This is a genomic window from Sporosarcina sp. GTC18466, assembly GCF_055389225.1.
In genome coordinates this window covers 1,349,632-1,373,999 of sequence record NZ_AP044037.1, presented here as the reverse complement: position 1 = coordinate 1,373,999, position 24,368 = coordinate 1,349,632, and the positions used below count along the sequence as shown (strand labels likewise).

Here is a 24,368-nt window from a genome sequence, read left to right as displayed (position 1 = left end):
GCAATCCTCCCTCGTTAAGAAGCAACGAGCATGCCAAACGAAGCAACCCGCCCGCCAAACGAAGCAATCGCCGTCCTGCCGCCCAGCTTTTTATTTGTCAAAAGCATGCAGCACGCCAGCGGAAAGGGGGCCAGCCTGAAAGAAGCAATAACCGGCTAAAACGAAGCAATCAGCGACCAAAAGAAGCAACCCGCCGCTCAAACAGCGCAATCCTCCCTCATTAAGAAGCAACTAGCGTGCCCAACAAAGCAACCCGCCCGTCAAACGAAGCAACCGCCGGCACGATGCCCAGCTTTTTATTTGTCAAAAGCATGCAGCGCGCCGGTGGAGGGGAGAGGGGCCGGATGACTTTCCGCGACCATCAAAATCTTTCGCCTGAACACAAAAAACTCCGGGCCGCCGCCCGGAGTTTCATCTCAAATTCTTAACAAGGAATCCGCCGTTAAATGTGCTTGGTTCATACGAAATGATAAAAGCTTTCGGATCGATATCGAGCACTTGCTTGCGCAATTTCTGCTCGTCTTTCCGCTTGGCGAGGACCTTCATCATGAGCCGCTTGCCGTCTTTTCCGTCAGCGAGCCACGAAGTGACCCCGTACCCGAGGGTGCGCAAATGCCGCGCGAGCTCCATATCGGTGTTGTTGATCACCACTTCGAACGCGATGTAGCCAAGCGCGAGCTTCGCTTCGATCCGGCTGCCGATATAGACGCCGAGCCCGTATCCGAGACAGTAGGCAGCGATGTTCAATGGTTTATCCAAGTTGTCGAGCACAAGCGTCAAACCCATCAAGTAGATGAATACTTCTGCAATGGAGACGAGAGACGCAATGACGCGCAAGCCTTTGAACGTAAAGAGGACCCGCAGCGTAAACAGGGAGACATACGCTATGTTGATGACGATAATGGTCAGGATCATAGTTAACAAATTAAAACCGCCCCTAGCCTTTTTTTGGTTGGTTCCCATTGTAACATACGCAATCCGCGCTTTCTAACGATTCGGGCAGGAAGACTTACGGAATCCAAAGCGGCCGACCGGTCAGCTTGCGAGAGATCCGCTCCCTCTAAACGGCGGCCAACCCGCCGCTCCTTATCCGTTATCCTAGGAGAACCGAGTATATTGTGATATACTAATTCGGTTCTTTTTTTATTGATGGAGGTCCTAATTTTGAATCAACCCCTACTAGCTCAATCGTCCAGAAAAAAGCGGACGATTCTCTATAGCATTCTCTTCCTGGCCGTGGCGATCGGCGGCCTCGCGTATGTAAAGTGGTTTCCGTATTACGGAAAAAGCATGACGGCGATCACGACGCACTCGATCGGGGACTCGATCCTCGGCAACCCGAACGAATCCAAGTCTTTCTCCTGGCATGAGGCGTATACCTATGCGCTGACTTATTTCAAAGCCGTCTGGAAAGCGGCGGTGCTCGGCATCGTCCTCGGCTCGCTCATCCAGGTGCTGGTGCCGACGAACTGGCTCATGAAAGTGCTCGGCAAGACGTCGTTCGGCAGCACGGCGGCGGCAGGACTCGCGTCGCTTCCCGGCATGATGTGCACTTGCTGCGCAGCACCGGTTGCAGCGGGTCTCAGGAAGAAAAACGTATCCGTCGGGGCGGCCCTTGCCTTTTGGCTCGGCAACCCGCTGCTGAACCCAGCAACGCTCATCTTCATGACATTCGTTCTATCATGGAAATTCACACTGCTGCGCGTCGTTTTCGGCGTCGTCATAACGTTCGGTGTCAGCTACTGGGCCAACCGCTTCGCACCGAAAGTGAAGCAGGCAGATTTGCAGGATGTCATTGATCTGCCGGAAGAAGATAAGCCGGCACAGCCGTTCCTGTCCAGATGGCTGAAAAGCCTGGGGCAGATGACGCTCTACATCGTGCCTGCCTATGTCCTCTCCGTCCTGCTTATGGGGGCGGCGCAGGGGATTTTATTCCCGCATATGGACCGGTTTGCCGGAGACACGTTGCTGCTCATCCTGATCTTCGCGATCGGCGGCATGCTGTTCGTCATCCCGACCGCAGCGGAGATCCCGATCATCGGCACGATGATGGCATTCGGGCTTGGAGGAGGTCCGGCAGCAGCGCTTCTCATCACGCTGCCCGCCGTCAGCCTGCCATCCCTGCTCATGGTCGGCAAGTCATTCCCTCTAAAGGCGCTGCTTTTTGTCAGTAGCGCTGTTGTGGCGGCCGGCGTACTCGCGGGACTGCTCGGGTTAGCCATACTATAAGAAGGAAGCCGTCTCAACACACTAGGACGGCTTTTTTCAATGATCGGCAGGAGAGATACCCAGACCATTCCTAAGCGCTCTGCGGACTTTCCTTACTCAACAAGCGGATAAAATAATCAATCATACACCCGTACAGCAACCACAAAACGAAGTGCAATAAAAAACCGGATTCCCCTAAAGAAACCCGGTCTTTCTTCAATCAATACTGGGCAATCCGCTGCGCTGCCGGCAACCGAACAAGTCTCGCTGCAACGACGACGCCGATGATCGAGCCGCTCACACTCGAAACGAGGAACGGCGGCATGAAGAAGAAGGCGGTGGCCGTCGTACCCATCAGAAGGGCGGCGTACGGGACGGCGAGCAGGGAGGCGATGATGCCGGTGCCGATCGCTTCGCCGACAGCTGCCATCCAGAGTCTGCCGGATTTCTGGTAGAGAAGCCCGGCGAGAAGGGCGCCAATCATGCCGCCCGGGAAGGCGAGAAGGGAGCCGGTTCCTGTTAAAACACGGACCAATCCGGTCAGGAAGGCGATGATGACAGCCGGCACCGGCCCGAGCAGCACGGCCGCGATGACATTCACAGCATGCTGGATCGGGTAGGCGCGGGCGATGCCGGCCGGGAAGGAGACGAAGACGGACCCGGCGACGGCGATGGCGGTGAAAACGGTCATGAGCACAAGTTTGCGTGTGCTCATAGGATTCCGCTCCTCTCGAGTGAGGCGCCTATGACGATCTCTTTCAGCTGTCTAGCCGCGCCTTTCGGATCTGGGCTAGCCGCGATGCCGGAGATGACGGCGACGCCGCTTGCGCCAGCCGCGATGACAGGAACTGCGTTATCTGCCGTGATGCCGCCGATCCCGACGATGGGCAAATCGGGCAGCAGCTGGCGGACCGCTATGATCCGCGCCGTCCCGGCAACCGGTTTTGCGTCATCCTTCGAGAATGTCTGATATACGGGCCCCATCCCGATATAATCCGCGCCCGCTTCCTTAGCTGCTAACGCCTCTTCTACGGAATGGACGGAAACGCCCAGCCATTTATCAGGGCCGATCCATTCGCGCACCGAGGAAGCCATCGCGTCATCCTGGCCGACATGGACGCCGTCCGCCCCGGCCTCCAGGGCAAGCGCCGCATCATCATTCACGATGAACGGCACGCCATACGCGCGGCATAGCCGCTGACAGCTTTCCGCAAAAGCGGTTTTTTCGGAACCTGTGAGCGCCCCTTTGCCTTTCTCGCGGAGCTGGAAGCAGGTGATGCCGCCTTCCAGCGCTGCTTCGAGGACCGCCAGCGGCTCTTCCGCGTTTATCGATCCCATGATGAAATATACCGACAGATCAATGTCTCTCAATGAGTTCCACTCCTTCCATCGCATCATTCCCGAGCAGGCGGTAGGCCGCGTGATTTGTCGGCCCGTGCCCGTTCCCAAGCCCTAGCCCGTCTTCAATCGCCGCATGGATGAATTTCTTCGCAGTGATGATGGCGTCCGGAAGCGCCTGTCCTTTTGAAAGTTCAGCGGTGATGGCGGCCGCGAATGTGCAGCCTGTCCCGTGGGTATCCTTCGTCGCAATCCGCGGCGTGCGCATGAGGAATCGCTCGCCGGTGCCCGTCACGACGAGGTCCTCAGCAAAAGGCGTATCGCTGCGGTGCCCGCCTTTCATCACGACTGCGCGGCATCCCATCCCGAGCAATTTCTCTGCAGCCCGCTCCATTTCCTGCAATGTCCGGATCTCCATCCCCGTCAGCGCCTCCGCCTCCGGTACATTCGGCGTCAGCAGGGCGGCCCGCGGTATCAGATGCTCTTTGAGCGCCTCCGCCGCGGAATCCGTAAGCAAGGAAGCGCCGCCTTTCGCGATCATTACCGGATCGACGACGAGCGGGAAGGCTGCGTGCCGGCTGAGGCTGCCGGCAACCGCTTCGATGATGTCAGACGAAAAGAGCATACCGGTTTTCGCTGCGCCAACGCGGAAATCCGACAAGACGGCGTCGATCTGGGCGGCGACAATTCCCGGATTGATGGGCTGCACCGCGTGGACGCCGAGCGTATTCTGGGCCGTGATGGCGGTGAGCGCGGATGTCCCGAAAGCCCCAAGTTCCTGGAACGTCTTCAGGTCGGCCTGGATGCCGGCCCCTCCGCCGCTGTCCGATCCTGCGATGGTCAGTGCAACTGCATGTGTCATGCCAATTCCTCCTTCAGTATTTCGCCATAATTAACTGCATCATCCGTGAGAGCATATAATTCATTCAACAAATGGACAGGCAGATCGCCCGGCCCGCGTCCTTGCGCGGCGGCACGCTCGCCCGCCCGCTTATAATAGGCGAGACTCGCAGCAACTGCGTGAAGCGAATTTTCCGGATGAAGTGCCAGGAATGCAGCGGAAAGGGCGCTTAGCAGACAGCCGGAACCCGTGATGCGCGTCATCAGTTCGCTGCCTCCGTGGATGAAAACTCCCGCTTTCCCATCCGTCACAAAATCCGTCTCCCCGGTCACCGCTACAATGCACCCAAAGCGTGCGGCCGCGTCTTTCGCCATGCGCGGGACATCTCCAGACCCAGCACCTGCGTCGACTCCTTTCGCCGACCAGTCAGCTCCAATAAGAGCTGCAATCTCCCCGGCATTGCCGCGGATCAGGGCAATATCGACTTCTTCGAGCAGGCGGGCCGTCATCTCCTTGCGGAAAGCGGTCGCCCCCGCGCCGACCGGGTCGAGTATGACAGGGCGGCCGTGCGCGTTCGCGCTCTTTCCGGCCCGCAGCATGGAATCGATTTTCGCAGCATTCAGCGTCCCGATATTCAGCAGAGTGCAAGAGGAAAGAGCGGCAACATCCGCCGCCTCCTCCGGCGCATCCGCCATGATCGGCGACGCACCTGCAGCCAGCAAGCCGTTCGCCTGGAAATTCGCCACGACAATATTCGTCATGCAATGGACGAGCGGATTCTTCAGGCGGAGTTCCTCCAGATATGTGAATCCTGTCTCGGTTTGGTTGATCATCAACATCACTCCCCGTTCATTCTAAAAACCAAAAAAGCCGCCTCCATCAACGACAACGTTGAGGAAGCGGCTCGCAATGTAAGCAGAAGTCACCATCAGTAGACATGCGAATCCACTTCCCTCCGCTGGTATCATCCAGATCAGGTTCAAAGGGTCCGCGCATCGATACACGTCTCAGTCTTTCACAAAGACACCCCTAGTGGTCAACTCTTTTCAGTTTTCAACAACACTATATCATAGATTGGGAGAGAGGGGAACTTAGTGGGGGATCCATGCATCATGCTGCGAGGCACAAAGTGAGCAATAGCCATGCTGATATGAGCAATGAACGTAGAAAGGAAGCAAGCAGCATCGTGAAGTGAGCAATGGGCGGCATAAAGTAAGCAATCAGCCTGCTGAATTAAGCAATGGACAGTTAAAAGGGAGCAATGGGCCAGTTAAAGTATGCAATACACTCGCTCAAAATATCGCGCTGGAAGTAGTAAGCAATAACAGCTGTAAAGTTAGCAATCAGTCCCATAAAGTGAGCAATATCCGCTAGATAAAGAGCAACAGGCCGGTTCAAGTAAGCAACCGGCCTGCCAAAATAAGCAATAAACCTATAAAAGCAAGCAATCCGCCTGCTCAACTTGTGACGCCTGAAGAAGTAAGCAACATCACCCCTGAAGCAAGCAACCAATCCTGTAAAGTGAGCAATACCCGCCAGAGAATGAGCAACAGGCCGGCTGAAGTAAGAAACCGGCCCGTAAATGTAAGCAAACACCCCGCCCAAGTAAGCAATGCGCCCGCTGAAGACGTCACGCCTGAAGAAGTAAGCAATCGCAGTCGAAAAGGAAGCAATCACTCCTGCGAAGTAAGCAACACGCACTGATTAACAAGCAACAGGCTGGTCCAAGTAAGCAACCGCCTGTAAATATAAGCAATCAACCTATAAAAGTGAGCAACCCGCCAACCAAACGTCCTTACGTATCCGAACTGACACAGATAAAATACGCATCCACGTCTCCCGGGTTATGCCAGTAGTGGGATTCCGAAGCATCATAGAACAGCGATTCACCGGCTGACAGCTCGCGTCTCACGCCCGACAGCTCGACGGACAGGATCCCTTCGAGCACATAGACGAATTCGTGGCCGGGGTGGGTGATTGGCTGCCCGCCTTGTTCGCCGGGTTTTAGGGTGATCCTCATCGGCATGAAGTCGGGGGATGAAAACCCGGGTGCAAGGTTCTGGTAATGGATGCCGTACTCAGCAATCCGCTCCTCCATCACAGAACCATCCGGCCTGCCTTCAGGCTCCTCAAAGAAATGAGCGGGACTCATGCCGAGCGAGGCGGCAATCTTTTTTAATGACTCAAGGGTAGCGGAGGATTTCCCGCGCTCGAGCTGGGACACGAAGCTGATGGAGAAACCGGTCGCATCGGCAATGTCCTTCAATGTTTTCTTTCGGTCTTTCCGCGCTGCCCGAATACGGTTTCCGAGGTGCTGGGTCATGGACTATCATCCTTTATTTAAAAAATACCATTGACAGAAATTTTGAACTCCCGTAGTATTATACAATAATTGAAGCATTACTTCAATTCGGCAATTGGAAGCGTTTTCGAACATTGCGTGTCGATAGTTGCAACCGGTTTTTCTATTTATTTACTAATTGAAGTATCACTTCAATTTAATTACAAAGGGGGATTTTTATCATGCAGAAAAAGGATATGCGGCGCATCTTGATCGCGAGCCTTGTCGGCAGTTCCATCGAATGGTTCGACTATTTCCTATACGGAACGGTCGCCGCTCTTGTATTCAACACGATGTTCTTCGTGGCGGAGGATCCATCGATCGGATTGATCCTTGCCTACGCATCATTTGCGCTATCGTTCTTTATCCGTCCTCTCGGCGGGGTCATCTTCAGCCATATCGGTGACCGGATCGGCCGGAAGAAAACACTTGTCCTGACGCTCAGCCTGATGGGTGTCGCGACATTTGGTATGGGGCTCTTGCCGACGTATTACGCAATCGGCATCTGGGCTCCGATCCTGTTGATCACACTGCGCTTGATACAAGGTCTCGGGATTGGCGGCGAGTGGGGAGGCGCGATGCTTCTTGCAGTCGAGTATGCTCCGAAGGAAAAGCGCGGCTTGTTCGGCTCTGTCCCGCAAATGGGGGTCACGATCGGGATGGTGCTCGGTACGTTCGCACTTTCCGTCATGACATTGCTGCCGGAAGACGCATTCATGAGCTGGGGCTGGCGTGTGCCATTTTTATTAAGCGCATTGCTCGTCCTGTTCGGCCTCTGGATCCGGAAAGGCATCGAAGAGACGCCTTCGTTCAAGAAGGTACAGGCGGAAGGATCCATCCCGAAAGTGCCTGTTGTCGATACGTTCAAGTATCACTGGCGGGAAGTGCTGATCGCAGTCGGCGCGAAAGTCGTCGAGACGGCGCCGTTCTATATCTTCGGCACATTCGTCGTATCGTATGCGACGAAAAATGTCGGCCACTCAAACAATGAAGTGCTGATGGCCGTCATGATTGCAACGATCATCACGACGATTTTGATTCCCATCATGGGCCGGCTGTCGGATAAAGTCGGAAGAAAGCCGCTCTATATTTATGGAGCTGTTGCGATGGCACTTTTCGCCTTCCCATACTTCTGGATGCTGCACCAAGGGTCGAATATCATGATGTTCCTCGCGACCATCATTGGACTCGGCATCATTTGGTCTCCGATCACAGCGGTGCTAGGAACGATGTTCTCGGAAATCTTCTCGGCTGAAGTCCGCTATACTGGCATTTCGCTCGGCTACCAGATTGGAGCGGCGGTTGCCGGAGGGACGGCGCCATTGATCGCTGCGGCATTATTGCTAAAATTCAACGATTCGTATGTACCGGTTGCCCTTTATATCATCTTTACCGCTATGGTGTCGCTGCTAGCCATCTGGGCAGTGCGCGACCGAAAGGATCAGAATTTAGACGAAATCACACTTGCCCAAGAGACGGTTGAATCGAAGAAGGAAAACAATATGGAGCTGGTTCAAAAATGATTACGATGAATGAAAAGCAGATCATGGATATGTATGGAATGAAGGAGGCGATCCGGGACGTAGGCAGCGTCCTCGGATCGCTGGCGGCAGGAAAGGTGGAAAATCCGCTTCGGACGGTCATCGAATTTCCAGAAAGGGATGCATCCGTTCTGTATATGCCATGCGCAGACTTCGCGGAGGGGATTGCGACAAGCAAAACCGTGTCCATTTTCCCGGAAAATCCGAAAAGCGGGCTGCCGACGACACAAGGAGTCGTCCTCGTGACGGACGCCAAGGACGGCCGCCATCTCGCATTGCTCAACGCCTCTTACTTGACGAGGCTGCGGACAGGCGCCATGAGTGCGATTGCAACAGATCATCTCGCTAAAAAAGAGGCATCCGTCCTGTGCGTCATCGGCACGGGCGGCATGGGGTATGAGCAGGCGCTCGGCGTACTGGCGGTTAGGGAAATCAAAAAAATTCTGCTCGTCAACCCGACCCGCTCCAAAGCGGAAGCGTTCGGAAAGCGACTTCGCGCAGAGAAGAGGATCGGGGAAGACGTGAGCGTGGAAATCGTCGAAGCTGTCGACGAAGCGGTACAGCAGGCGGACATTATCAATTGCGCCACGCGTTCCGTCACGCCGGTATTCTCAGGAAAAGCCGTACAGCCGGGCACTCATGTCAACGGCGTCGGCTCCTATTTGCCGCATATGCAGGAAGTGGATACGGAATTCATCCAGCGCTGCTCGAAAATCGTGGCAGACGATACGCATGGAGTGGAGGAAGAGGCGGGAGAGCTCATCCACGCGGCGCGCGAAACAGAATGGTCATTCGATGATCTTCATGGCGAGCTATATCAGCTGGCAGCTGGCGTCGTGGATGGCCGGGAAAACGAAGAGGAGATCACCTTCTTCAAATGCGTAGGCGCCGCTTATTTCGACATGGCCGTCGCAAAAGGCGTCTATGAGAAAGCGGAACGGGAAGGGCTTGGCGTCCGGGTGGATATTTGATTGTCAAACAAACTTCAGGCTTGTGCGGCGCATTAGTAAGCAATGGAGGCCCTAAAGGAAGCAACTGGTCCTTCTTAGTAAGCAATGCCTTGCGCAAAGTGAGCAACCGCCGCGAAAAGGCAGCAATCGGCCTGCCGAAACAAGCAGCAAGCATGTGAAAGTAAGCAATCCGCCAGCTTGAATTGGCACGCCGCGAAAAGTAAGCAATCAGCTTCCTAAAATCGCGCACCGCGAAAAGCGGCAATCAGCTTTCTAAAATTGCACGCCGCGAGAAGTAAGCAACAGTACCTGTTAAGTAAGCAATCAATCCCACAAAGCAAGCAACACACTATTCAAAAGAAGCAATCAGCCTAGCAAAGTAAGCAACACGCCACCAAAAACAAGCAATCGACCATCCAAAGTAAGCAACCAGCAAAAATGGTCAAAGGCTTCAGCGCGAATACAATATCCGCGTACAGAAGAGTAGCTCCCGCGAATACTGCACCAATTAGAAAACCCTGCCAGCGCACAATCCGCTGGCAGGGTTTCTACTATATTAATATATCGCTTCCTCAAATCCTCGTGCTTCGATAGTGCCGCGCTCGATCTCTTCAACGAAATGGCAGGCGGCTTCGTGGCCGGCTTCCATGTCGAGATGGGTCTTCAGCTCAGGCGTGTCCACCCGGCATTTCTCCTGCGCGAACGGGCAGCGGGTGTGGAACCGGCAGCCGGCAGGCGGGTCGATCGGGGAAGGTACGTCGCCGGTGAGGACGATGTGCTTTTTCTCCCGCGTCGGATCAGGAACCGGAATCGCGGACAGAAGCGCCTTCGTGTACGGGTGCTTTGGATTGTCGAAGATCGAGCGCTTGTCGCCGATCTCCACAATCTTCCCGAGATACATGACGATGACACGATCCGAAATATGCCGCACGACGCCGAGGTCATGCGAGATGAAAAGATAGGTCAGTCGGTATTGCTTCTGCAAGTCTTTCAGCAAGTTGAGCACCTGCGCCTGGATTGACACATCGAGTGCAGAGACCGCTTCGTCGCAAATGACGAGTTTCGGATTGACGGAAAGCGCCCGGGCGATGCCGATCCGCTGGCGCTGCCCGCCGGAGAATTCATGCGGGTAGCGGTCCGCCTGGTATTCATTCAGCCCGACCGTCTCGAGCAGCTCGATGATCCGCTCGCGCCGGTCGCGGGCGGGGAGCACGTTCTGGATGGCCATCGCTTCATTCAAGATATCGGAAACGGTCTGGCGCGGGTTGATGGACGCGTATGGATCCTGGAAGATGATCTGCAAGTCCTTCCGTTGTTTGCGCATCTCCCGTTTCGACAGCGTCGTCAGCTCTTCCCCATTGAACATGACAGATCCTTCCGTCGGTTCCTCAAGCCGCAGGATGGCGCGCCCGGTCGTCGATTTACCACACCCGGATTCCCCGACGATGCTGACCGTTTCGCCTTCATAGACGGTGAAGCTGATATCATCGACAGCCTTGACGTGGTTGACCGTCCGGCCCATGAAGCCGCCTTTAATCGGAAAGTACTGTTTCAGCCCTTCCACTTTCAGCAATTCGTTTCTCTCCATACACTTCCACCTCCTTCGGCCCGTCCCATTTATCGGAATAAATCCAGCAGCGGACGTCATTCCCGTCATGATCTTTCATTAAATCAGGCAATGACTGCCTGCACAGCTCCGTTGCCGCAGGACATCGCGGCGCGAACCGGCATCCGATCGGCATCTCTTTCGGGTTCGGCACATTGCCCCGGATCGGTTCCAGTTCCTCGACCTCGACATCATGCCGCGGCAGGGAATTCATAAGTCCGATCGTATACGGATGCTTCGGCCGCTCGAACAGCGTCACGACGTCCGCATACTCCACGACTTGCCCCGCGTACATGACGGCAACATAGTCGCATGTCTCCGCGACGACCCCGAGATCGTGCGTGATCATGATGACACTCATGCCAAGCTTTTTTTGCAGTCCGCGGATGAGACCGAGGATCTGCGCCTGGATGGTGACGTCGAGTGCCGTTGTCGGCTCGTCCGCAATCAGGATCTCCGGATTGCAGGCGAGCGCCATGGCGATCATGACCCGCTGCCGCATGCCGCCGGACAGTTCATGCGGATATTGCTTCACCCGCTTGTCCGGGGACGGGATGCCGACAAGTTTCAGCAAATCGATGGAACGCAGGAGCGATTCCTTTTTCGACAGGCGCTGATGTTTCATGATCGACTCGCTGATCTGCTGCCCGACCGTAAAGACGGGATTCAGAGACGTCATCGGCTCCTGGAAGATCATCGAGATAGCATTGCCGCGCATCTCACGCATTTTCTTGTCGCTGTAAGCGAGGATGTTCTCCCCTTTGAAGAGGACGTCGCCGCCGATGATTTTTCCGTTGGCCGCAAGCAATTTCAGGATGGAAAGGGCAGTGATGCTCTTTCCGGATCCGGACTCGCCGACAATGCCGAGCGTTTTCCCCGCGGGCAATGAAAAGCTGACGCCGTCGACCGCTTTCACTTCGCCTTCATCGGTGAAGAAGGACGTCCGGAGATCACGGACTTCCAGCAATGTTGGTACCATAGTCGACTCCTCCTTCTTAGTTCAGTTCAATCCGCTTATTCAGCAGTCTGTATGAAATATCGACGAGCAGGTTCACGAATACGAACAGGAACGAGATGATCAGGACAGTCCCCTGGACGATCGGGAAATCCCGTGTCCGGATGGCGTCAATCGTCAAGCGTCCCATGCCGTTGATCGCAAAAATCGTCTCGGTCAGCACCGCACCGCCGAGGAATCCGCCGAACTCAAGTCCGACGACCGTAATGACGGGGATCAAGGCGTTCTTCAAGGCGTGCCGGTATACGACAACGCGTTCGCCCATCCCTTTCGCGCGTGCAGTCCGGATATAATCCTGTCCGATCACTTCAAGCATGGAAGAGCGGGTCATCCGTGCGATGATCGCAGCGCCGCCGGTACCCAGCGTCACGACGGGCAGGATGACTTGCCGCCAGTCGTCGCCCCAGCCGGAAGGCCGCATCTTCATGAAGTCCGGCATCCACTCAGGGCCGATTGCGAACCACTGGATGAGCATGAGGCCGAACCAGAAATTCGGCATCGACAGCCCGAACAGCGCAACGAGCATGATGGAGATGTCCGACCATGTGTAATGCCGGACCGCTGAGACGATGCCCGCAATCAGACCGATGAATACGGCGAGGATGGTGGCATAGAAAGACAGCTCCACGGTCACCCAGAACCTCGCTTTAATCTCATCGATGACAGGCCGTCCGCTGCGGATCGAGTTGCCAAGATCGCCTTGGACGACATTCTTCATATAACTGAGGTATTGCACGGGAGCGGGTTCGTTCAGGCCGAGTTTCTCCCGGATCTGTTCAACGGTCTGCGGCGAAGCCCCTTCCCCCGCAATAATCTGCGCAGGGTCGCCCGGTATGAGATACATAAGTGAAAAGACGAGGATGGAAACGCCGAGCAGGACGGGTATCGTCTGGACCAAGCGTCTGATTATGAACTTTGTCATCTACTGTGCGCCCCCTTACTTTTTCATTTTCGGATCAAGCGCATCGCGCAAGCCGTCGCCAAAGATATTGAATGCAAGTACAACCAGGACAATCATCAGTCCCGGGAATAAAACAAGATGCGGCGCTTCCCGCATAAATGCACGGCCTTCACTCAGCATCGCGCCCCATTCCGGTGTCGGCGGTTTTGCGCCGAGCCCGAGGAAGGCAAGTCCGCTCGCTGTCAGGACGGCAGTCGCAATCCGGAGCGTCAGCTGGACGATGATCGGAGACATGACGTTCGGCAGGATATGCTTGAAGATGATCCGGCTGTCTGACGCGCCGAGCGCCTTCACTGCATCGATATATTCCAGTTTCCTGACGGATAGCGTCGAGCCGCGGACAATCCGTGCGAACGCCGGCACCGAGAAGACACCGACTGCAATGATGACGTTCTGCAGGCTTCCGCCAAGGACGGACACGATGGCAAGCGCCAGCAGGATTCCTGGAAATGCAAGCAGGACATCCATGACCCGCATGATGAGCGTATCAAGCCAGCCTCCGTAATATCCTGAGATGATGCCGAGGAAAACCCCGATCACGCCGCCGAGCGCGACGGAAAGGAATCCGACCTTCATGGTGATCGCCATGCCATGGATGATCCGCGTGAAAATGTCACGGCCGTAGTTATCTGTTCCGAACCAATGCTCGGCGGATGGCTTCTGCAATTTGATGGCGATCTGCGGCTCATTCGGGTCCGCTGTCGTGAGGAGGGGACCAAATAGTGAAACAAGAATGAAGACCAAAATGAATGCCCCGCCGACAACGGCCGCTTTATTCTTTGCCAGCCGCTTCCAAAATGTCTTGGCTGCCGCGAGACGCGAGCGTGTCCTTTTGCGCTCCATCGTCACCGCGGGCGTCTGCTGTACCATATCATGCACCCCCTGGATTCTATTACATATGTGTAAACATATTTACAGTAGCATAGCATGGAAAACAGTTTTGGGGAATGCTATTTTTTGTAGAACTTTGTCGATTTAGAATTAAATGATTTGCATATAGTAGAAGAATTATTATATCTAGACAAATATTTCTGAAATGTATTGTCTGATTTCAAGGGGTATGCTATATTCCTAGTAACTATTGTATTTCCATGAATCCATTGGAAGTGCTGTAGGAGATTAAAAGAGATGGGGGTAAGAATATGGGCTTGAAAGGGAATTTGAAGTGGTTATTATTCATTGTCATGACGCTGTCCCTTGTCCTTGCTGCGTGTGCAGGCGGTTCGTCCAACGGGGATAAGAAAGAAGCATCCGAAAAAGGGACCGAAAAGACCGGTTCCGAAACCGAATCCAATGTGGATGAAGGCAAAGGCGACGGATCGGAAGGCGGCGATCTTGTGCTGGCTGTCCTGTCTGACGCATCATCGCTCGATCCTGCAGGTTCGAACGACGTGCCTTCCTCGGTTGTCCAGGCGAACATCTATGAAACACTGGTGAAACGGGACGATGACAACAATATCATCCCGGGCCTTGCCGAATCATGGGAAGCGCTTGACGACACGACGTATGAATTCAAATTGCGCCAAGGCGTGAAATTCCATGACGGCGAAGCGTTCAACGCAGATGTCGTCAAGAAGAACCTCGAGCGCGTACTTGATCCTGAAGTCGCTTCACCGCGCTATTTCCTCTATGAAATGGTGACGGATATCGAAGTCGTGGATGAGAACACAGTACGTATCAAGACCGAGTATCCATTTGCCCCGCTTCTTGCGCACTTGTCGCATAACGGCGGCAGCATGGTGAGCCCGAAGTCGATCGACGAAGACTATGAGGCGATGAAAGGCGGAAAAGATGCAGGTTCTGTCGTTTCGACAAATCCTGTCGGCACCGGCTATTTCAAGTTCGACAGCTGGACGCCAGGCTCTGAGATCAAACTTGTACGCAACGACGACTACTGGGGCGACAAAGCGCATGTCGACACAGTGACATTCAAAGTCGTACCTGAAAGTGCGGTCCGTAACGCAGACCTAGAAACAGGCTACGTGCATATCGCAGATCCGGTGCAGCCGAACGAAGTCGCTGCCATCAACGACGGCAGCTATGCACAAGTGAACCAAAAAGCATCTTCCAGCCTTGCGTACCTTGGATTCAATACGGAAAAAGAACCGTTCAACGATCCGAAAGTACGCCGCGCTATCTCGATGCTTGTGAATAAAGACGATATCAGCCAAGGCGTCTACGACGGCTTCGGCGTACTTGCGAAAGGCCCACTTGCACCAGGAATTTTTGGATTCAATGAAGACGCAGAGCCGATCGCATACAACCCGGACGAAGCGAAGAAACTTCTTGAAGAAGCTGGATACGCAGATGGCTTCAAGACATCCATCTGGACAAACGACAACCCGCAGCGTCAGCAGATCGCGGTCCTCGTCCAGTCGGAACTTAAGAAATTGAACATCGAAGCGGACATCAACGTCATGGAATTCGGAGCATACCTCGACAAGACAGCTGCAGGCGAACATGACATGTTCATCCTCGGCTGGTCGAACCCTACAGGAGATGCGGACTACGGCTTGTACGCATTGTTCCACTCCTCCCAAAAAGGAGACCCGGGCAACCGTTCCTTCTATGAAAACGCAGAAGTCGACAAGCTTCTCGAAGAAGGACGCCGCGAAGCGGATCCTGAAAAACGGATCGAAATCTACAACAAAGTACAAGAGCACTTGATCGAAGACGCTCCAATGGCGTATATCATCCACACGGAATACCTCACAGGCGTCAGCAACAAGATCAAAGGCTTCTCGATCGACACATCGGGCATCTATCAGTTGAAGGATGTTCAGTTTGTCGAGTGATGAGTTGAAATCCAGGTGATAATATCGAGTGAATATGAGAGAGCGGCAAGTCACAAAATTGGTGGCTTGCCGCTCTTTTGTTTGCGTTTGATGAATGTAAACAGACCTTTCATCTGTCCATTTGGCTGATAATACTGCTAGTCAATTTATTATATTATAAACATATTGACTTACTATAATAACTGATATATTCTGATACTTAAATACTGTATACAGTGTACAGAGATGAGGTGAGAGCTTGTCGAAAATAGCGCCGCTCAAAAGGACGACGTTAAAAGAGCAAGTATATGAGTACTTGAAGAACGCTATCATAGTCGGAGATTTTCATCCAGGTGAGAGGCTTATAGAAGAAAAGATCGGCGAGACATTGCAAGTGAGCAGGAGTCCGATCCGTGAGGCGGTACGGCTGCTGGAGAAGGACGGTCTGCTCGTTGTCCATCAGACAGGAGGTGTCACAGTCATCGATCCGGCGGTGGAAGATTATCAAAAGCTTTTTGAAATTCGTGTCGAGATGGAATCACTTGCCGCTTATTATGCAGCAGAACGCAGGGGAGAAGACGAACTCCAGCTGATGAGGACATCTATAGAGGAAATGGAAAAGGAATTTTCTGTAGGGAATTTACGCGGACTGCTGCAAGCGAATTTTAACTTCCATGAAATTATTGTTCATGCTAGCAAAAATCAATTCATAATTCCCATGACTATGCAATTAAGGGGGATCAACAGCTTTTACAGACGTGCGATTGTGCAAGGCAGCCAGCGGAATATCGAGAATGCTTTGGAAGATCATAAAGAGATTTTCAAGGCGATTGTCGAGAAGGACAAAGACCGGGCACGCGAATGCATGAAGGAACATATACAACATGATTATCAGGCGTTTATCAAAGAGACGTCGAATCAAGGAGGAACAGAGACTTGAGAGGGAAAAAGCCACTTGAGGGAGTGACGGTGCTGGAACTGGGCAATCTTGTCGCAGCGCCATTTGCAGGGAAATTGTTTTCAGAGTTCGGAGCGGATGTCATTAAAGTTGAGGAACCGAAGAATGGGGATCCGTTGCGAAATTGGCGTGTCATGCATAAGGACACGTCGGTCTGGTGGTATGTACAAAGCCGGAATAAGAAATCAATCACCATTAATCTGCGCGAGAAGGAAGGACAGGATATTGTAAAGTCCCTTCTTCCACATGTAGACGTCGTTCTTGAAAATTTCAAGCCGGGCACGCTGGAACGATGGGGGCTTGGATATGAAGAGATGAAAAAAGAGAACCCAGGAGTGATCCTGACAAGAATTTCAGGCTATGGACAGACAGGGCCATACAAGGAGAAGCCCGGATTTGGAAGTGTTGCCGAAGCGATCGGCGGCCTGCGCTATCTGACAGGCTATCCGGACAGACCGCCTGTACGGGTCGGCATTGCGATCGGGGACATGATTGCAGGACTTTATGCGGTAATTGGTACCTTAATGGCGCTGCGTGCTCGTGATACGGACGAGAGGAAACAAGGCCAAGTTGTTGACGTGGCACTGTACGAAGCAGTGTTCAGCCTGCTGGAAGGAATTTTGCCAGAATATGATCTTACAGGGGTTGTGCGTGAACGGACAGGCAGCACATTGCCAGGAATCGCCCCTTCGAATACATATAAATGTGCGGACGGAAAACATGTTGTCATCGGAGGGAACGGCGACCGCATTTTCCAGCGGCTCATGACAGCGATCGGGCAGGAAGATATGGCGAACAATCCGCTTTACGCTTCGAACCAGGGCAGGGCTGACCATGTGGATATTATCGATAACGCGATCGAGGCCTGGACGCTGCAATATCCGTTCGAGACGGTCCAGCGCATTTTAGATGAAGCATCTGTACCGGTCGGGCCGATTTACGGCATCCAGGATATCGTAAAAGACGAACAATACAAAGCACGTGAAATGCTAAGAGAAGTGACATTGCCGGATGGCGGGAAATTAACGGTGCCAGGCATCGTTCCAAAGCTTTCAGAGACTCCCGGCGATATTGATTGGAGCGGGCCAAGCCTGGGTGAGCATAACGCGGATGTCTATAGCAAACTGGCTGGTTTTACGGAGGAAGAGATTGCTCGGCTGAAAGAGAGGGGGATCATATGAAAGAGACTGTCACTATCATTGACGTCAGCCCGCGGGATGGACTGCAGATTGATCCGCGAATTGCTTCCACCGCGGAAAAAGTGGAGCTTGCCCAGAAGCTAAGGGATTCAGGAATCCAGCGCGTCGAAGTGACTTCTTTTGTACACCCGGCAAAAGTTCCCCAGATGGCAGATGCATCCGAAGTGCTTGATGCTGTTACGTCTGCAGAGGGCCTCAAGGCGATCGCTCTTATTCCAAACCGGAAAGGCTATGAGCGGGCAAGGGTGCACAAGCCTTATGAGGTGAACTGGGTGAGTGCGGCTACGGAAACGTTTAATGAAAAGAATATCGGTTTGTCGATTGAAGAGAACTTGGCGCAATTCAAAGAGATTGCGAAGGAAGCGGAAACGGACGGAATCCTGACATGTTTTTCGGTTGCCGTGAGCTTTGGCTGTCCCTATGAAGGGGAGACCGCAGAGGAAAAAGTGCTGGAAATTGTAGAACAGGCATTAAAGGCCGGAGCAGGCCGGATCAGTATCGCTGACACGATTGGCATTGCGGCTCCCGATCACGTCCAGCGGCTTATGAAGAAAGTACTTGAGAAGGCGGGCGATACGCCGGTCGCCATCCATCTTCATGATACGCGGGGACTTGGCCTGGCGAACGCCTATGCAGCATTTGAAGCCGGTGTCCGTACATTTGAGACTTCGGCAAGCGGCATCGGCGGCTGCCCATTTGCACCTGGAGCGGCAGGGAATCTGGCGACTGAGGATTTGGTATATTTGTTCAATCGGATGGATATCGACACAGGTATTGATTTCGACAAGCTATTGGATGCAGCGGACTTTGCGGCCAGCCTGTCGACAAAGACGCCGCTTGGCCGGATCCGTCATGTTGAAAATAAAAAAGTAAAGGGGAATGCGGAATGAAAAAATGGTTATTTGGTTTAATGGTAACTGCCATGGCGATGTTCGTATTGTCTGCTTGTGGAGATACGAAAGGGGAAACAAAGGAAAACTCTTCAGGCGGTGACGCAGGAGATGGATATGAGGATGTGACAATCCGCCTTGCATACAACTTGCCGCAAGACCATCATATCGCAGTAGGTGTAGAAAATTTTGCGAAAGAAGTAAAAGAGAAGTCTGACGGGAAAGTGAATATTCAAGTGTATCCCGCAGGCCAATTACTAAGTGATAAAGATATGAACCAGTCGATCCTATCGGGCGGCGTCGAAATGGGCGTCAACTCTTCAACACTTTGGGCATCCACAGTGCCTGCGATGGGCGTCTTCGATGTTCCGTATATCTTCAATGATTATTCGGCAGTCGGTGAAGCGCTGAATGGAGAATTTGGCGATAAGCTGCGCGGTGCAATGGAAGAGAAAGGCGCGAAAGTATTAATGTTCGCGGATTATGGATATGTGCAATTCGCCAATAATAAACGCAAACTTGAATCTCCGGCAGATTTCAAAGGATTGAAGATCAGAAGTATTGGTGACCTTCCTTCCGAATTGATCCAAGCGTATGGTGCGTCTCCTGTCTTCATGGGCGGAGGAGAAGTGTATATGGCTCTTCAGCGTAACACGGTAGATGGCGCGACATCAGGCACGACTGCGATGCTGCAAAGAAAATACGACGAAGTGACAAAGTATCTGACGATCAATAACTATGCCTACCTAGAGTTCTTGCTAGCTGTGAATAAAGATTTCTGGGATAAGCTCCCTGAAAAAACACAGACATTGCTGACGGAAACTGCTGCTGAAACAGAAACATGGATCCGTGAACAGGCTGAAAAGGAAGACAAAGAGTCGGCAGATGAACTTGAGAAGAAAGGCATGGATGTCTACGTCGTTCCTGAATCCGATTTACAGGAATGGAAAGATGCAGCTGCCCCAGTTCGTGATGTTTTCGTGAAGAATGCAGGCGATCTTGGACAGGAGCTTCTTGACCTGGTAGACGAGAACTGACGCGGTGAGGAGGGACAATTTTTGAAAAAGGTCTATGTATTTCTGGATTCGCTGATCCGCTGGGGGGCTTATATCGCGGGTGTGCTAATCCTGCTGACGACAGCCATGACATTTTACGAGGTTGTATCAAGGTCCTTTTTCCATAAACCGACGTCTTGGGCGACGGAATTGTCGATCTATGCGATTCTTGGCAGCTGTTTTCTGGGCAGTGCGTTTGCGGTTCGGACATATTCCCATATTACGGTGGATTTAGTAGTGAATAATGTGAATGACCGGATCAAAACAATCCTGGCCTATGTTACCAACACACTCGGTCTGGTGTTCAGTGTCATTTTCACAATCTATAGCTATACACATGTACTAAAGACATTTGATCTTGGCGTAAAATCGTCGTCATTGCTAAGGATTCCCATGTATCTGCCGGAATCGTTTCTTGTGATTGGCGGAGTGCTGCTGTGCATCGCATTCATCTTGCAGCTCATTGACGGAGGGGTTCATCGGGGAGGGGAGCAACTATGAATATATTTTTCGCAGGCGGTTTAGGTGTTCTCCTCTTGATCGGTCTTCCAGTCGCATTTACGCTCAGTCTGCTGGCGATCGCAGGCATGTTTTTCTTCAATGGCGGCACATTCGCTTTCAATCAGATACCAATCATTTCGTATAAATCGCTTGATGATTTCACACTGACGGCTTTGCCGATGTACGTCCTGATGAGCCAAGTGTTGCTCGTCAGCGGTGTAGGCAGGGACTTGTATGAGATGGCGAGCCGCTGGTTCAGACATTTGCCCGGTGGCCTTGCCATTGCAACGCTATTCTGCTGTACCATCTTTTCCGCCATATCAGGCTCGAGTGTTGCGACAGCTGTAACAGTCGGTTCTGTTGCATTGCCGGAAATGGTGAAACGTGGATATTCACGTCGGCATGTGCTGGGCTTGCTGGCTGCTGGCGGTACGCTCGGCATCTTGATCCCTCCTAGTATCCCGATGATCATTTACGGGTCGGTCACAGGAGAATCGGTCGGAAAGCTATTTGTTGCCGGAATCATTCCAGGTATCGTGCTGACTGTTGCGTTCATGCTCTTTTCAGCCTATCAAACGAGGCATATCAAAGACACTCCTGCAACTATGCAGGAGCGCATGGAAGCATCAAAGAAAGCGATTTGGGGATTGCTGCTGCCAATCTTGATTATCGGAGGTATTTACGCGGGAATCTTTACTCCGACAGAAGCTGCCGCAGTTGGTGTCGTTTTAAGTTTCGCAATCGCCATCTTCGTTTATCGGAGCTTGAATATGTCGTCGCTTCGTGAGATTTTGATTTCTACAGTGAAGACAAATGCAATGATTTTGTTCATCATCATTGGTGCAATGCTGCTCGGTTACATCATGACAATCTTGCAAATCCCGCAGACGATCGTCAACTTTGCGACAAGCCAAGACATCTCACCATGGATCATCTTCATTTTGATCAATATCGTGCTGTTGATTCTTGGAATGTTCCTGGAAACTGTATCAATTCTTGTCATCACGCTGCCGATTCTGTATCCGATCATCATGGCTCTTGGCTTTGATCCGATATGGTTTGCAATCATCATGGTTATCAATATGGAGCTCGCACTGATTTCCCCGCCTGTCGGTATGAACCTATTTGTTCTAAAAGGATTGAACAAGGAGAATACGATCAGCGAGATTGTGAAAGGGGTCATTCCCTACGCAATTATTATGGTCGTTTTCATGATCATCTTATCGTTCTTCCCGGAAATTGCGACAGTGCTGATCCATAAAGATATTAAATAAAAGAGCGCCAGGCTAATCGCCTGGCGTTTTTGAATGCATTAAAATTCCCTCTTCCAGACCGGCAGGAACCATTTGACGCCGCGCCTGTTCGCAGGGAGAATTTTCATATCTGAGATCAAGTGGCTTGCGTAGCCGAGCGTTCCTGCCGCCACCATCCCGTCGAGCGGCCATTCTTGCTGGAATTGATTTATCATGATGAAGAAGTAGGCAAGTCCAAGCAAAGAATGGGTATACGAGCGGTGCGGCAGGAAGGAGGCAGCGGCGATATAGATGCCTGCTAGCAGGATCGCCGTCGAATGGGCGACGAACAAGCCGAGGGCAATGACAAGTGCGCCTGTGATTGTCAGTTTTCTGCGCTGGGAAAGGAAGCGCGCTGCCATCAGGGAAACAATGCCTGATGCCGCAAAATAGGCGGGTATTGTTGGATCAGTCGCCTGGAAATATTGATATACCGCCAGGAACAGAAGTACCAGGCCTGCTGATTGCAGAAGGTTTCGGCTAGCTTTCCGCGAGATCGTGATCCGGTTGCTTGCCATGCCGTTCGTGTCTAGATCGGGGGCGATGCCTGCAATTGCACCGATGCCCGCGCATGTAAGTATTGTCAACGGGTCAGCAGTCGCCTGAAATCCGGCGATGGCGCCAACCGCGAGACCGATTGTGAAATGAGTCTGGCCTTTCATGGATGCTCCTCTCATAGATGTCGAAACCATTTCCATGGTTCTACTAATTTATCTACAAAGCTCCTTTGTAGATATCTAGTTTGTCATATTGTACAGGTGATTTTCAACTAGCCGTCGAAAAAACTCGTTATTCCCCGGGAAATATGACGTGAATTGCAAAATATATAGACCATGTCCTATCCCTTTTGCCGATTAAACTCTATATATACAGTGAGGGAGGAAAAATACAAAGGAGTGATCGAATGGTCAAGATTGCGCTGGATGCAGGACACGGGCTGAATACGGCGGGAAAGCGGACGCCGGACGGGGAACGGGAATGGAGTTTCAATGATCAGGTCGTGCGGGCATGCATCGGGAAATTAAGCAGCTACGAAGGTGTACAGGCGTTACGTGTGGATGACCCATCAGGTAAAACAGATGTACCATTGAAAGAAAGGACAGATCGAGCGAATGGGTGGGGTGCAGATGCATATGTTGCTGTCCATCACAATGCCAACACAGGCAGCTGGGGCGGTTGGACAGGCGTGGAGACGTATGTGTTCGATTCCCCTAGTGTCAGCCCCAAGTCCATTGAGCTGGCAAAGCTTGTACAGCCAAGGATTGCGAAGGCGATGGGTCTTGCGGACCGCGGCGTAAAGAGGGCGAACTTCCATGTGTTGCGTGAAACAAACATGCCGGCCATTTTGACGGAAGGCGGCTATATGGATTCGGTGATCGACATCAAAGCGCTGCGACCTGCTGAAAGGCTGAAGGCACAAGGACAGGCGTTAGCCGAGGCGCTCGCCGTGTTTTTCAAGCTTCAGCCAAAGCAGGAAAATGAGCCCGAACCCCCCGTGCCGCCAGGGAAATTCGATCCGCCGTCCAAACAATTCGAAGCTGATTTTCTGGAAGCGGTCCGGCTCGGCATCACAAACGGTGAATATCCGAAGCGCGAGGCGACCCGTGAGGAAGTGGCCGTTATGATCATGCGGGCAATTCGCGTACTGCGGACCCGCGGCTGACGCCTAGAAAAGGTGAGTGCGCCAATCGCGCGAGCGTGAGAACTGTTCGAACGAAGCAATCCGGCCACGAAACGAAGCAACGCATCGCCCGAACGAAGCAATAGGCAGCGGAAAAGAAGCAATCAAGCCCTGAAACGAAGCAACGCGTCGTATAAATGCCGATCAGCCGTTCAATATAGTAGCTGCGCCGTCGAACGAAGCAATCCGTCCACGAAACGAAGCAACACAACGCCCGAACGAAGCAGTAGGCAGCGGAAAAGAAGCAATCAAGCCCTGAAAAGAATCAATGCTGGCATAAATGAAGCAATCCTGCCCTAAAACGAAGCAACGCGGCGGGCATTGACTACGGGGGCTTCGTTGTGGACACCCCTTATTGGTCCAAGACCGCCTTATTTTGCAAATCCGCGGTATGAGATGGAACAGCCGATTGTTTGAAAAACTGCCGGGCGATTCAGTGGTCGCTTGGCTTTTTTAATGAAAGGATTTCGGAAAAGATGGGTAGAGATACATAAGGCTTTGAATGGAAAGCAGGTGGAGAAATGAAATGGATAGAAGATACATTGACATGGCCGGGCAAAATCGCAACCGCTACGTTCGGCATGGGCTGTTTCTGGGGTCCGGAAGCGCGGTTCGGCAGTTTGCCGGGCGTCGTCCGGACACGTGTCGGCTATACGGGCGGGACCACGGACCACCCGGCGTACCGGAACCTAGGAGACCATACCGAAACGGTAGAGATCGATTTTGCGCCGGCACTCTTGCCGTATGAGGAGGTGCTGCGCCACTTCTGGCGGAACCACTACCCGAACCGGGATGAGTACAAGGGCCGGCAGTATATCTCCCTGCTCCGTTACCATGATGAAGAGCAGCGCGAGGCGATTGAGCGTGTGAAGCGGGAGATGGAGGAGGAACTGGGAGAGTCGATCGAAACCGATATCGGGCCTTTAGATATATTCACACTGGCGGAGGAGCGGCATCAGAAATACCATCTGAAACGCTATCCGAATGCGGTCGAACAGCTTCGCCCGCTTTATCCGGATGAACAAGAGCTTGTCCATTCGACATTCGCGGCACGTTTGAACGGTTTCGTGAAGGGATTCCGGACAAAGGACAGTGTGCGCGACGAGCTCGCGGCATGGCAGATGGACGAGCAGGAAAAGCGCAAGCTCCTGAATCAGTTTGAACAGATGAAATGGTGAGAATGAAGTGCCAGGAAGACTGAGCATGGGTAATCTTAG

25 protein-coding genes and 1 riboswitch are annotated in these 24,368 nt (G+C 52.7%); of the genes, 13 read left to right on the top strand and 12 right to left on the bottom strand.

The genetic code is table 11. The features are described 5' to 3' along the window. Window positions 1-30 precede the first annotated feature (30 nt). Window positions 31-159, top strand: coding sequence for a hypothetical protein (locus ACZ5FK_RS06695; protein WP_464807121.1), 129 nt, complete (start codon window positions 31-33; stop codon window positions 157-159). Window positions 160-411: 252 nt separating this feature from the next. Here ACZ5FK_RS06695 and ACZ5FK_RS06690 read toward each other — a convergent pair whose 3' ends face one another. Further along, on the bottom strand, window positions 412-915 hold the full coding sequence (locus tag ACZ5FK_RS06690) for a DUF2179 domain-containing protein (RefSeq protein ID WP_464807388.1): 504 nt from the start codon (window positions 913-915) through the stop codon (window positions 412-414). 234 nt (window positions 916-1,149) lie between these two features. On the opposite strand from ACZ5FK_RS06690, the gene ACZ5FK_RS06685 reads away from it, so the two are divergent. Continuing rightward, entirely contained in the window at window positions 1,150-2,229 is a 1,080-nt protein-coding gene (locus ACZ5FK_RS06685) for a permease (RefSeq protein ID WP_464807387.1), read from the top strand. A gap of 199 nt (window positions 2,230-2,428) precedes the next feature. Here ACZ5FK_RS06685 and thiW read toward each other — a convergent pair whose 3' ends face one another. From thiW to ACZ5FK_RS06655, 6 genes are all read right to left on the bottom strand, one after another. Further along, on the bottom strand, window positions 2,429-2,923 hold the full coding sequence (gene thiW, locus ACZ5FK_RS06680; protein WP_464807120.1) for an energy coupling factor transporter S component ThiW: 495 nt from the start codon (window positions 2,921-2,923) through the stop codon (window positions 2,429-2,431). Continuing rightward, a complete protein-coding gene (thiE, locus tag ACZ5FK_RS06675; protein WP_464807386.1) occupies window positions 2,920-3,603 on the bottom strand; it encodes a thiamine phosphate synthase in 684 nt (227 codons plus the stop codon). The genes thiW and thiE overlap by 4 nt, the downstream gene beginning before the upstream one ends. Further along, the gene (gene thiD / locus ACZ5FK_RS06670) at window positions 3,566-4,408 is read right to left on the bottom strand and encodes a bifunctional hydroxymethylpyrimidine kinase/phosphomethylpyrimidine kinase (RefSeq protein ID WP_464807119.1); all 843 of its coding nucleotides are present in this window, start codon (window positions 4,406-4,408) and stop codon (window positions 3,566-3,568) included. Before thiD ends, thiE begins: the two co-directional genes overlap by 38 nt. Beyond that, window positions 4,405-5,220, bottom strand: a complete 816-nt coding sequence (gene thiM, locus ACZ5FK_RS06665; protein WP_464807118.1) for a hydroxyethylthiazole kinase — start codon at window positions 5,218-5,220, stop codon at window positions 4,405-4,407. Before thiM ends, thiD begins: the two co-directional genes overlap by 4 nt. Before the next feature lie 100 nt (window positions 5,221-5,320). Further along, window positions 5,321-5,428: riboswitch (TPP riboswitch) on the bottom strand. Between the two features lie 207 nt (window positions 5,429-5,635). Then, complete coding sequence (locus ACZ5FK_RS06660) at window positions 5,636-6,088, bottom strand: hypothetical protein (RefSeq protein ID WP_464807117.1); 453 nt, start codon at window positions 6,086-6,088, stop codon at window positions 5,636-5,638. Window positions 6,089-6,182: 94 nt separating this feature from the next. Beyond that, window positions 6,183-6,710, bottom strand: coding sequence for a helix-turn-helix domain-containing protein (locus tag ACZ5FK_RS06655; RefSeq protein ID WP_464807116.1), 528 nt, complete (start codon window positions 6,708-6,710; stop codon window positions 6,183-6,185). 200 nt (window positions 6,711-6,910) lie between these two features. Between ACZ5FK_RS06655 and ACZ5FK_RS06650 the strand changes: the two genes are divergently transcribed. Together ACZ5FK_RS06650 and ACZ5FK_RS06645 are read left to right on the top strand one after the other, a co-directional pair. Beyond that, window positions 6,911-8,251, top strand: a complete 1,341-nt coding sequence (locus ACZ5FK_RS06650; RefSeq protein WP_464807115.1) for an MFS transporter — start codon at window positions 6,911-6,913, stop codon at window positions 8,249-8,251. Then, window positions 8,248-9,240: an ornithine cyclodeaminase family protein gene (locus ACZ5FK_RS06645; RefSeq protein WP_464807114.1), complete on the top strand. Its 993-nt coding sequence runs from the start codon at window positions 8,248-8,250 to the stop codon at window positions 9,238-9,240. Before ACZ5FK_RS06650 ends, ACZ5FK_RS06645 begins: the two co-directional genes overlap by 4 nt. A gap of 535 nt (window positions 9,241-9,775) precedes the next feature. On the opposite strand, the gene ACZ5FK_RS06640 is transcribed toward ACZ5FK_RS06645, so the two are convergent. Genes ACZ5FK_RS06640 through nikC form a run of 4 tightly spaced genes read right to left on the bottom strand, consistent with a single transcriptional unit; the run spans window position 9,776 to window position 13,671 of the window. Then, window positions 9,776-10,807, bottom strand: a complete 1,032-nt coding sequence (locus tag ACZ5FK_RS06640; protein WP_464807113.1) for an ABC transporter ATP-binding protein — start codon at window positions 10,805-10,807, stop codon at window positions 9,776-9,778. Continuing rightward, complete coding sequence (locus ACZ5FK_RS06635) at window positions 10,752-11,804, bottom strand: ABC transporter ATP-binding protein (protein ID WP_464807112.1); 1,053 nt, start codon at window positions 11,802-11,804, stop codon at window positions 10,752-10,754. Before ACZ5FK_RS06635 ends, ACZ5FK_RS06640 begins: the two co-directional genes overlap by 56 nt. Before the next feature lie 16 nt (window positions 11,805-11,820). Then, window positions 11,821-12,762: an ABC transporter permease gene (locus tag ACZ5FK_RS06630; protein ID WP_464807111.1), complete on the bottom strand. Its 942-nt coding sequence runs from the start codon at window positions 12,760-12,762 to the stop codon at window positions 11,821-11,823. 15 nt (window positions 12,763-12,777) lie between these two features. After that, window positions 12,778-13,671: a nickel transporter permease gene (gene nikC, locus ACZ5FK_RS06625; protein ID WP_464807110.1), complete on the bottom strand. Its 894-nt coding sequence runs from the start codon at window positions 13,669-13,671 to the stop codon at window positions 12,778-12,780. 272 nt (window positions 13,672-13,943) lie between these two features. Between nikC and ACZ5FK_RS06620 the strand changes: the two genes are divergently transcribed. The 7 genes from ACZ5FK_RS06620 (at window position 13,944) to ACZ5FK_RS06590 (ending at window position 21,452) form a co-directional block, all read left to right on the top strand. Next, window positions 13,944-15,596: a glutathione ABC transporter substrate-binding protein gene (locus ACZ5FK_RS06620; RefSeq protein WP_464807109.1), complete on the top strand. Its 1,653-nt coding sequence runs from the start codon at window positions 13,944-13,946 to the stop codon at window positions 15,594-15,596. A 238-nt stretch (window positions 15,597-15,834) separates the two neighbouring features. Continuing rightward, window positions 15,835-16,515, top strand: a complete 681-nt coding sequence (locus ACZ5FK_RS06615) for a GntR family transcriptional regulator (RefSeq protein ID WP_464807108.1) — start codon at window positions 15,835-15,837, stop codon at window positions 16,513-16,515. Continuing rightward, window positions 16,512-17,714, top strand: a complete 1,203-nt coding sequence (locus ACZ5FK_RS06610; protein ID WP_464807107.1) for a CaiB/BaiF CoA transferase family protein — start codon at window positions 16,512-16,514, stop codon at window positions 17,712-17,714. The genes ACZ5FK_RS06615 and ACZ5FK_RS06610 overlap by 4 nt, the downstream gene beginning before the upstream one ends. Continuing rightward, window positions 17,711-18,622, top strand: a complete 912-nt coding sequence (locus ACZ5FK_RS06605) for a hydroxymethylglutaryl-CoA lyase (RefSeq protein WP_464807106.1) — start codon at window positions 17,711-17,713, stop codon at window positions 18,620-18,622. The genes ACZ5FK_RS06610 and ACZ5FK_RS06605 overlap by 4 nt, the downstream gene beginning before the upstream one ends. Beyond that, a complete protein-coding gene (locus tag ACZ5FK_RS06600) occupies window positions 18,619-19,659 on the top strand; it encodes a TRAP transporter substrate-binding protein (RefSeq protein ID WP_464807105.1) in 1,041 nt (346 codons plus the stop codon). Before ACZ5FK_RS06605 ends, ACZ5FK_RS06600 begins: the two co-directional genes overlap by 4 nt. 21 nt (window positions 19,660-19,680) lie before the next feature. Continuing rightward, window positions 19,681-20,178: a TRAP transporter small permease gene (locus tag ACZ5FK_RS06595; protein WP_464807104.1), complete on the top strand. Its 498-nt coding sequence runs from the start codon at window positions 19,681-19,683 to the stop codon at window positions 20,176-20,178. After that, window positions 20,175-21,452: a TRAP transporter large permease gene (locus tag ACZ5FK_RS06590; RefSeq protein WP_464807103.1), complete on the top strand. Its 1,278-nt coding sequence runs from the start codon at window positions 20,175-20,177 to the stop codon at window positions 21,450-21,452. Before ACZ5FK_RS06595 ends, ACZ5FK_RS06590 begins: the two co-directional genes overlap by 4 nt. Window positions 21,453-21,490: 38 nt before the next feature. On the opposite strand, the gene ACZ5FK_RS06585 is transcribed toward ACZ5FK_RS06590, so the two are convergent. Continuing rightward, a complete protein-coding gene (locus tag ACZ5FK_RS06585) occupies window positions 21,491-22,132 on the bottom strand; it encodes a metal-dependent hydrolase (RefSeq protein WP_464807102.1) in 642 nt (213 codons plus the stop codon). Between the two features lie 242 nt (window positions 22,133-22,374). Between ACZ5FK_RS06585 and ACZ5FK_RS06580 the strand changes: the two genes are divergently transcribed. Both ACZ5FK_RS06580 and ACZ5FK_RS06575 read left to right on the top strand, forming a co-directional pair. After that, window positions 22,375-23,133: an N-acetylmuramoyl-L-alanine amidase family protein gene (locus ACZ5FK_RS06580; RefSeq protein ID WP_464807101.1), complete on the top strand. Its 759-nt coding sequence runs from the start codon at window positions 22,375-22,377 to the stop codon at window positions 23,131-23,133. Window positions 23,134-23,672: 539 nt separating this feature from the next. Beyond that, entirely contained in the window at window positions 23,673-24,329 is a 657-nt protein-coding gene (locus ACZ5FK_RS06575) for a peptide-methionine (S)-S-oxide reductase MsrA (RefSeq protein ID WP_464807100.1), read from the top strand. The last annotated feature ends 39 nt before the right edge of the window (window positions 24,330-24,368 follow it).

Bases quoted from the DNA above. Each gene is read 5' to 3' on its own strand.
- ACZ5FK_RS06630 (WP_464807111.1), bottom strand. From the start codon at position 12,762: ATGACAAAGTTCATAATCAGACGCTTGGTCCAGACGATACCCGTCCTG.
- ACZ5FK_RS06685 (WP_464807387.1), top strand. From the start codon at position 1,150: ATGGAGGTCCTAATTTTGAATCAACCCCTACTAGCTCAATCGTCCAGA.
- ACZ5FK_RS06575 (WP_464807100.1), top strand. From the start codon at position 23,673: ATGAAATGGATAGAAGATACATTGACATGGCCGGGCAAAATCGCAACC.
- ACZ5FK_RS06695 (WP_464807121.1), top strand. From the start codon at position 31: ATGCCAAACGAAGCAACCCGCCCGCCAAACGAAGCAATCGCCGTCCTG.
- ACZ5FK_RS06655 (WP_464807116.1), bottom strand. From the start codon at position 6,710: ATGACCCAGCACCTCGGAAACCGTATTCGGGCAGCGCGGAAAGACCGA.
- ACZ5FK_RS06620 (WP_464807109.1), top strand. From the start codon at position 13,944: ATGGGCTTGAAAGGGAATTTGAAGTGGTTATTATTCATTGTCATGACG.
- ACZ5FK_RS06690 (WP_464807388.1), bottom strand. From the start codon at position 915: ATGATCCTGACCATTATCGTCATCAACATAGCGTATGTCTCCCTGTTT.
- nikC (WP_464807110.1), bottom strand. From the start codon at position 13,671: ATGGTACAGCAGACGCCCGCGGTGACGATGGAGCGCAAAAGGACACGC.
- thiW (WP_464807120.1), bottom strand. From the start codon at position 2,923: ATGAGCACACGCAAACTTGTGCTCATGACCGTTTTCACCGCCATCGCC.
- ACZ5FK_RS06580 (WP_464807101.1), top strand. From the start codon at position 22,375: ATGGTCAAGATTGCGCTGGATGCAGGACACGGGCTGAATACGGCGGGA.
- ACZ5FK_RS06645 (WP_464807114.1), top strand. From the start codon at position 8,248: ATGATTACGATGAATGAAAAGCAGATCATGGATATGTATGGAATGAAG.
- ACZ5FK_RS06590 (WP_464807103.1), top strand. From the start codon at position 20,175: ATGAATATATTTTTCGCAGGCGGTTTAGGTGTTCTCCTCTTGATCGGT.
- ACZ5FK_RS06640 (WP_464807113.1), bottom strand. From the start codon at position 10,807: ATGGAGAGAAACGAATTGCTGAAAGTGGAAGGGCTGAAACAGTACTTT.
- ACZ5FK_RS06585 (WP_464807102.1), bottom strand. From the start codon at position 22,132: ATGAAAGGCCAGACTCATTTCACAATCGGTCTCGCGGTTGGCGCCATC.
- ACZ5FK_RS06600 (WP_464807105.1), top strand. From the start codon at position 18,619: ATGAAAAAATGGTTATTTGGTTTAATGGTAACTGCCATGGCGATGTTC.
- thiE (WP_464807386.1), bottom strand. From the start codon at position 3,603: ATGCGATGGAAGGAGTGGAACTCATTGAGAGACATTGATCTGTCGGTA.
- ACZ5FK_RS06650 (WP_464807115.1), top strand. From the start codon at position 6,911: ATGCAGAAAAAGGATATGCGGCGCATCTTGATCGCGAGCCTTGTCGGC.
- ACZ5FK_RS06635 (WP_464807112.1), bottom strand. From the start codon at position 11,804: ATGGTACCAACATTGCTGGAAGTCCGTGATCTCCGGACGTCCTTCTTC.
- thiM (WP_464807118.1), bottom strand. From the start codon at position 5,220: ATGATCAACCAAACCGAGACAGGATTCACATATCTGGAGGAACTCCGC.
- thiD (WP_464807119.1), bottom strand. From the start codon at position 4,408: ATGACACATGCAGTTGCACTGACCATCGCAGGATCGGACAGCGGCGGA.
- ACZ5FK_RS06605 (WP_464807106.1), top strand. From the start codon at position 17,711: ATGAAAGAGACTGTCACTATCATTGACGTCAGCCCGCGGGATGGACTG.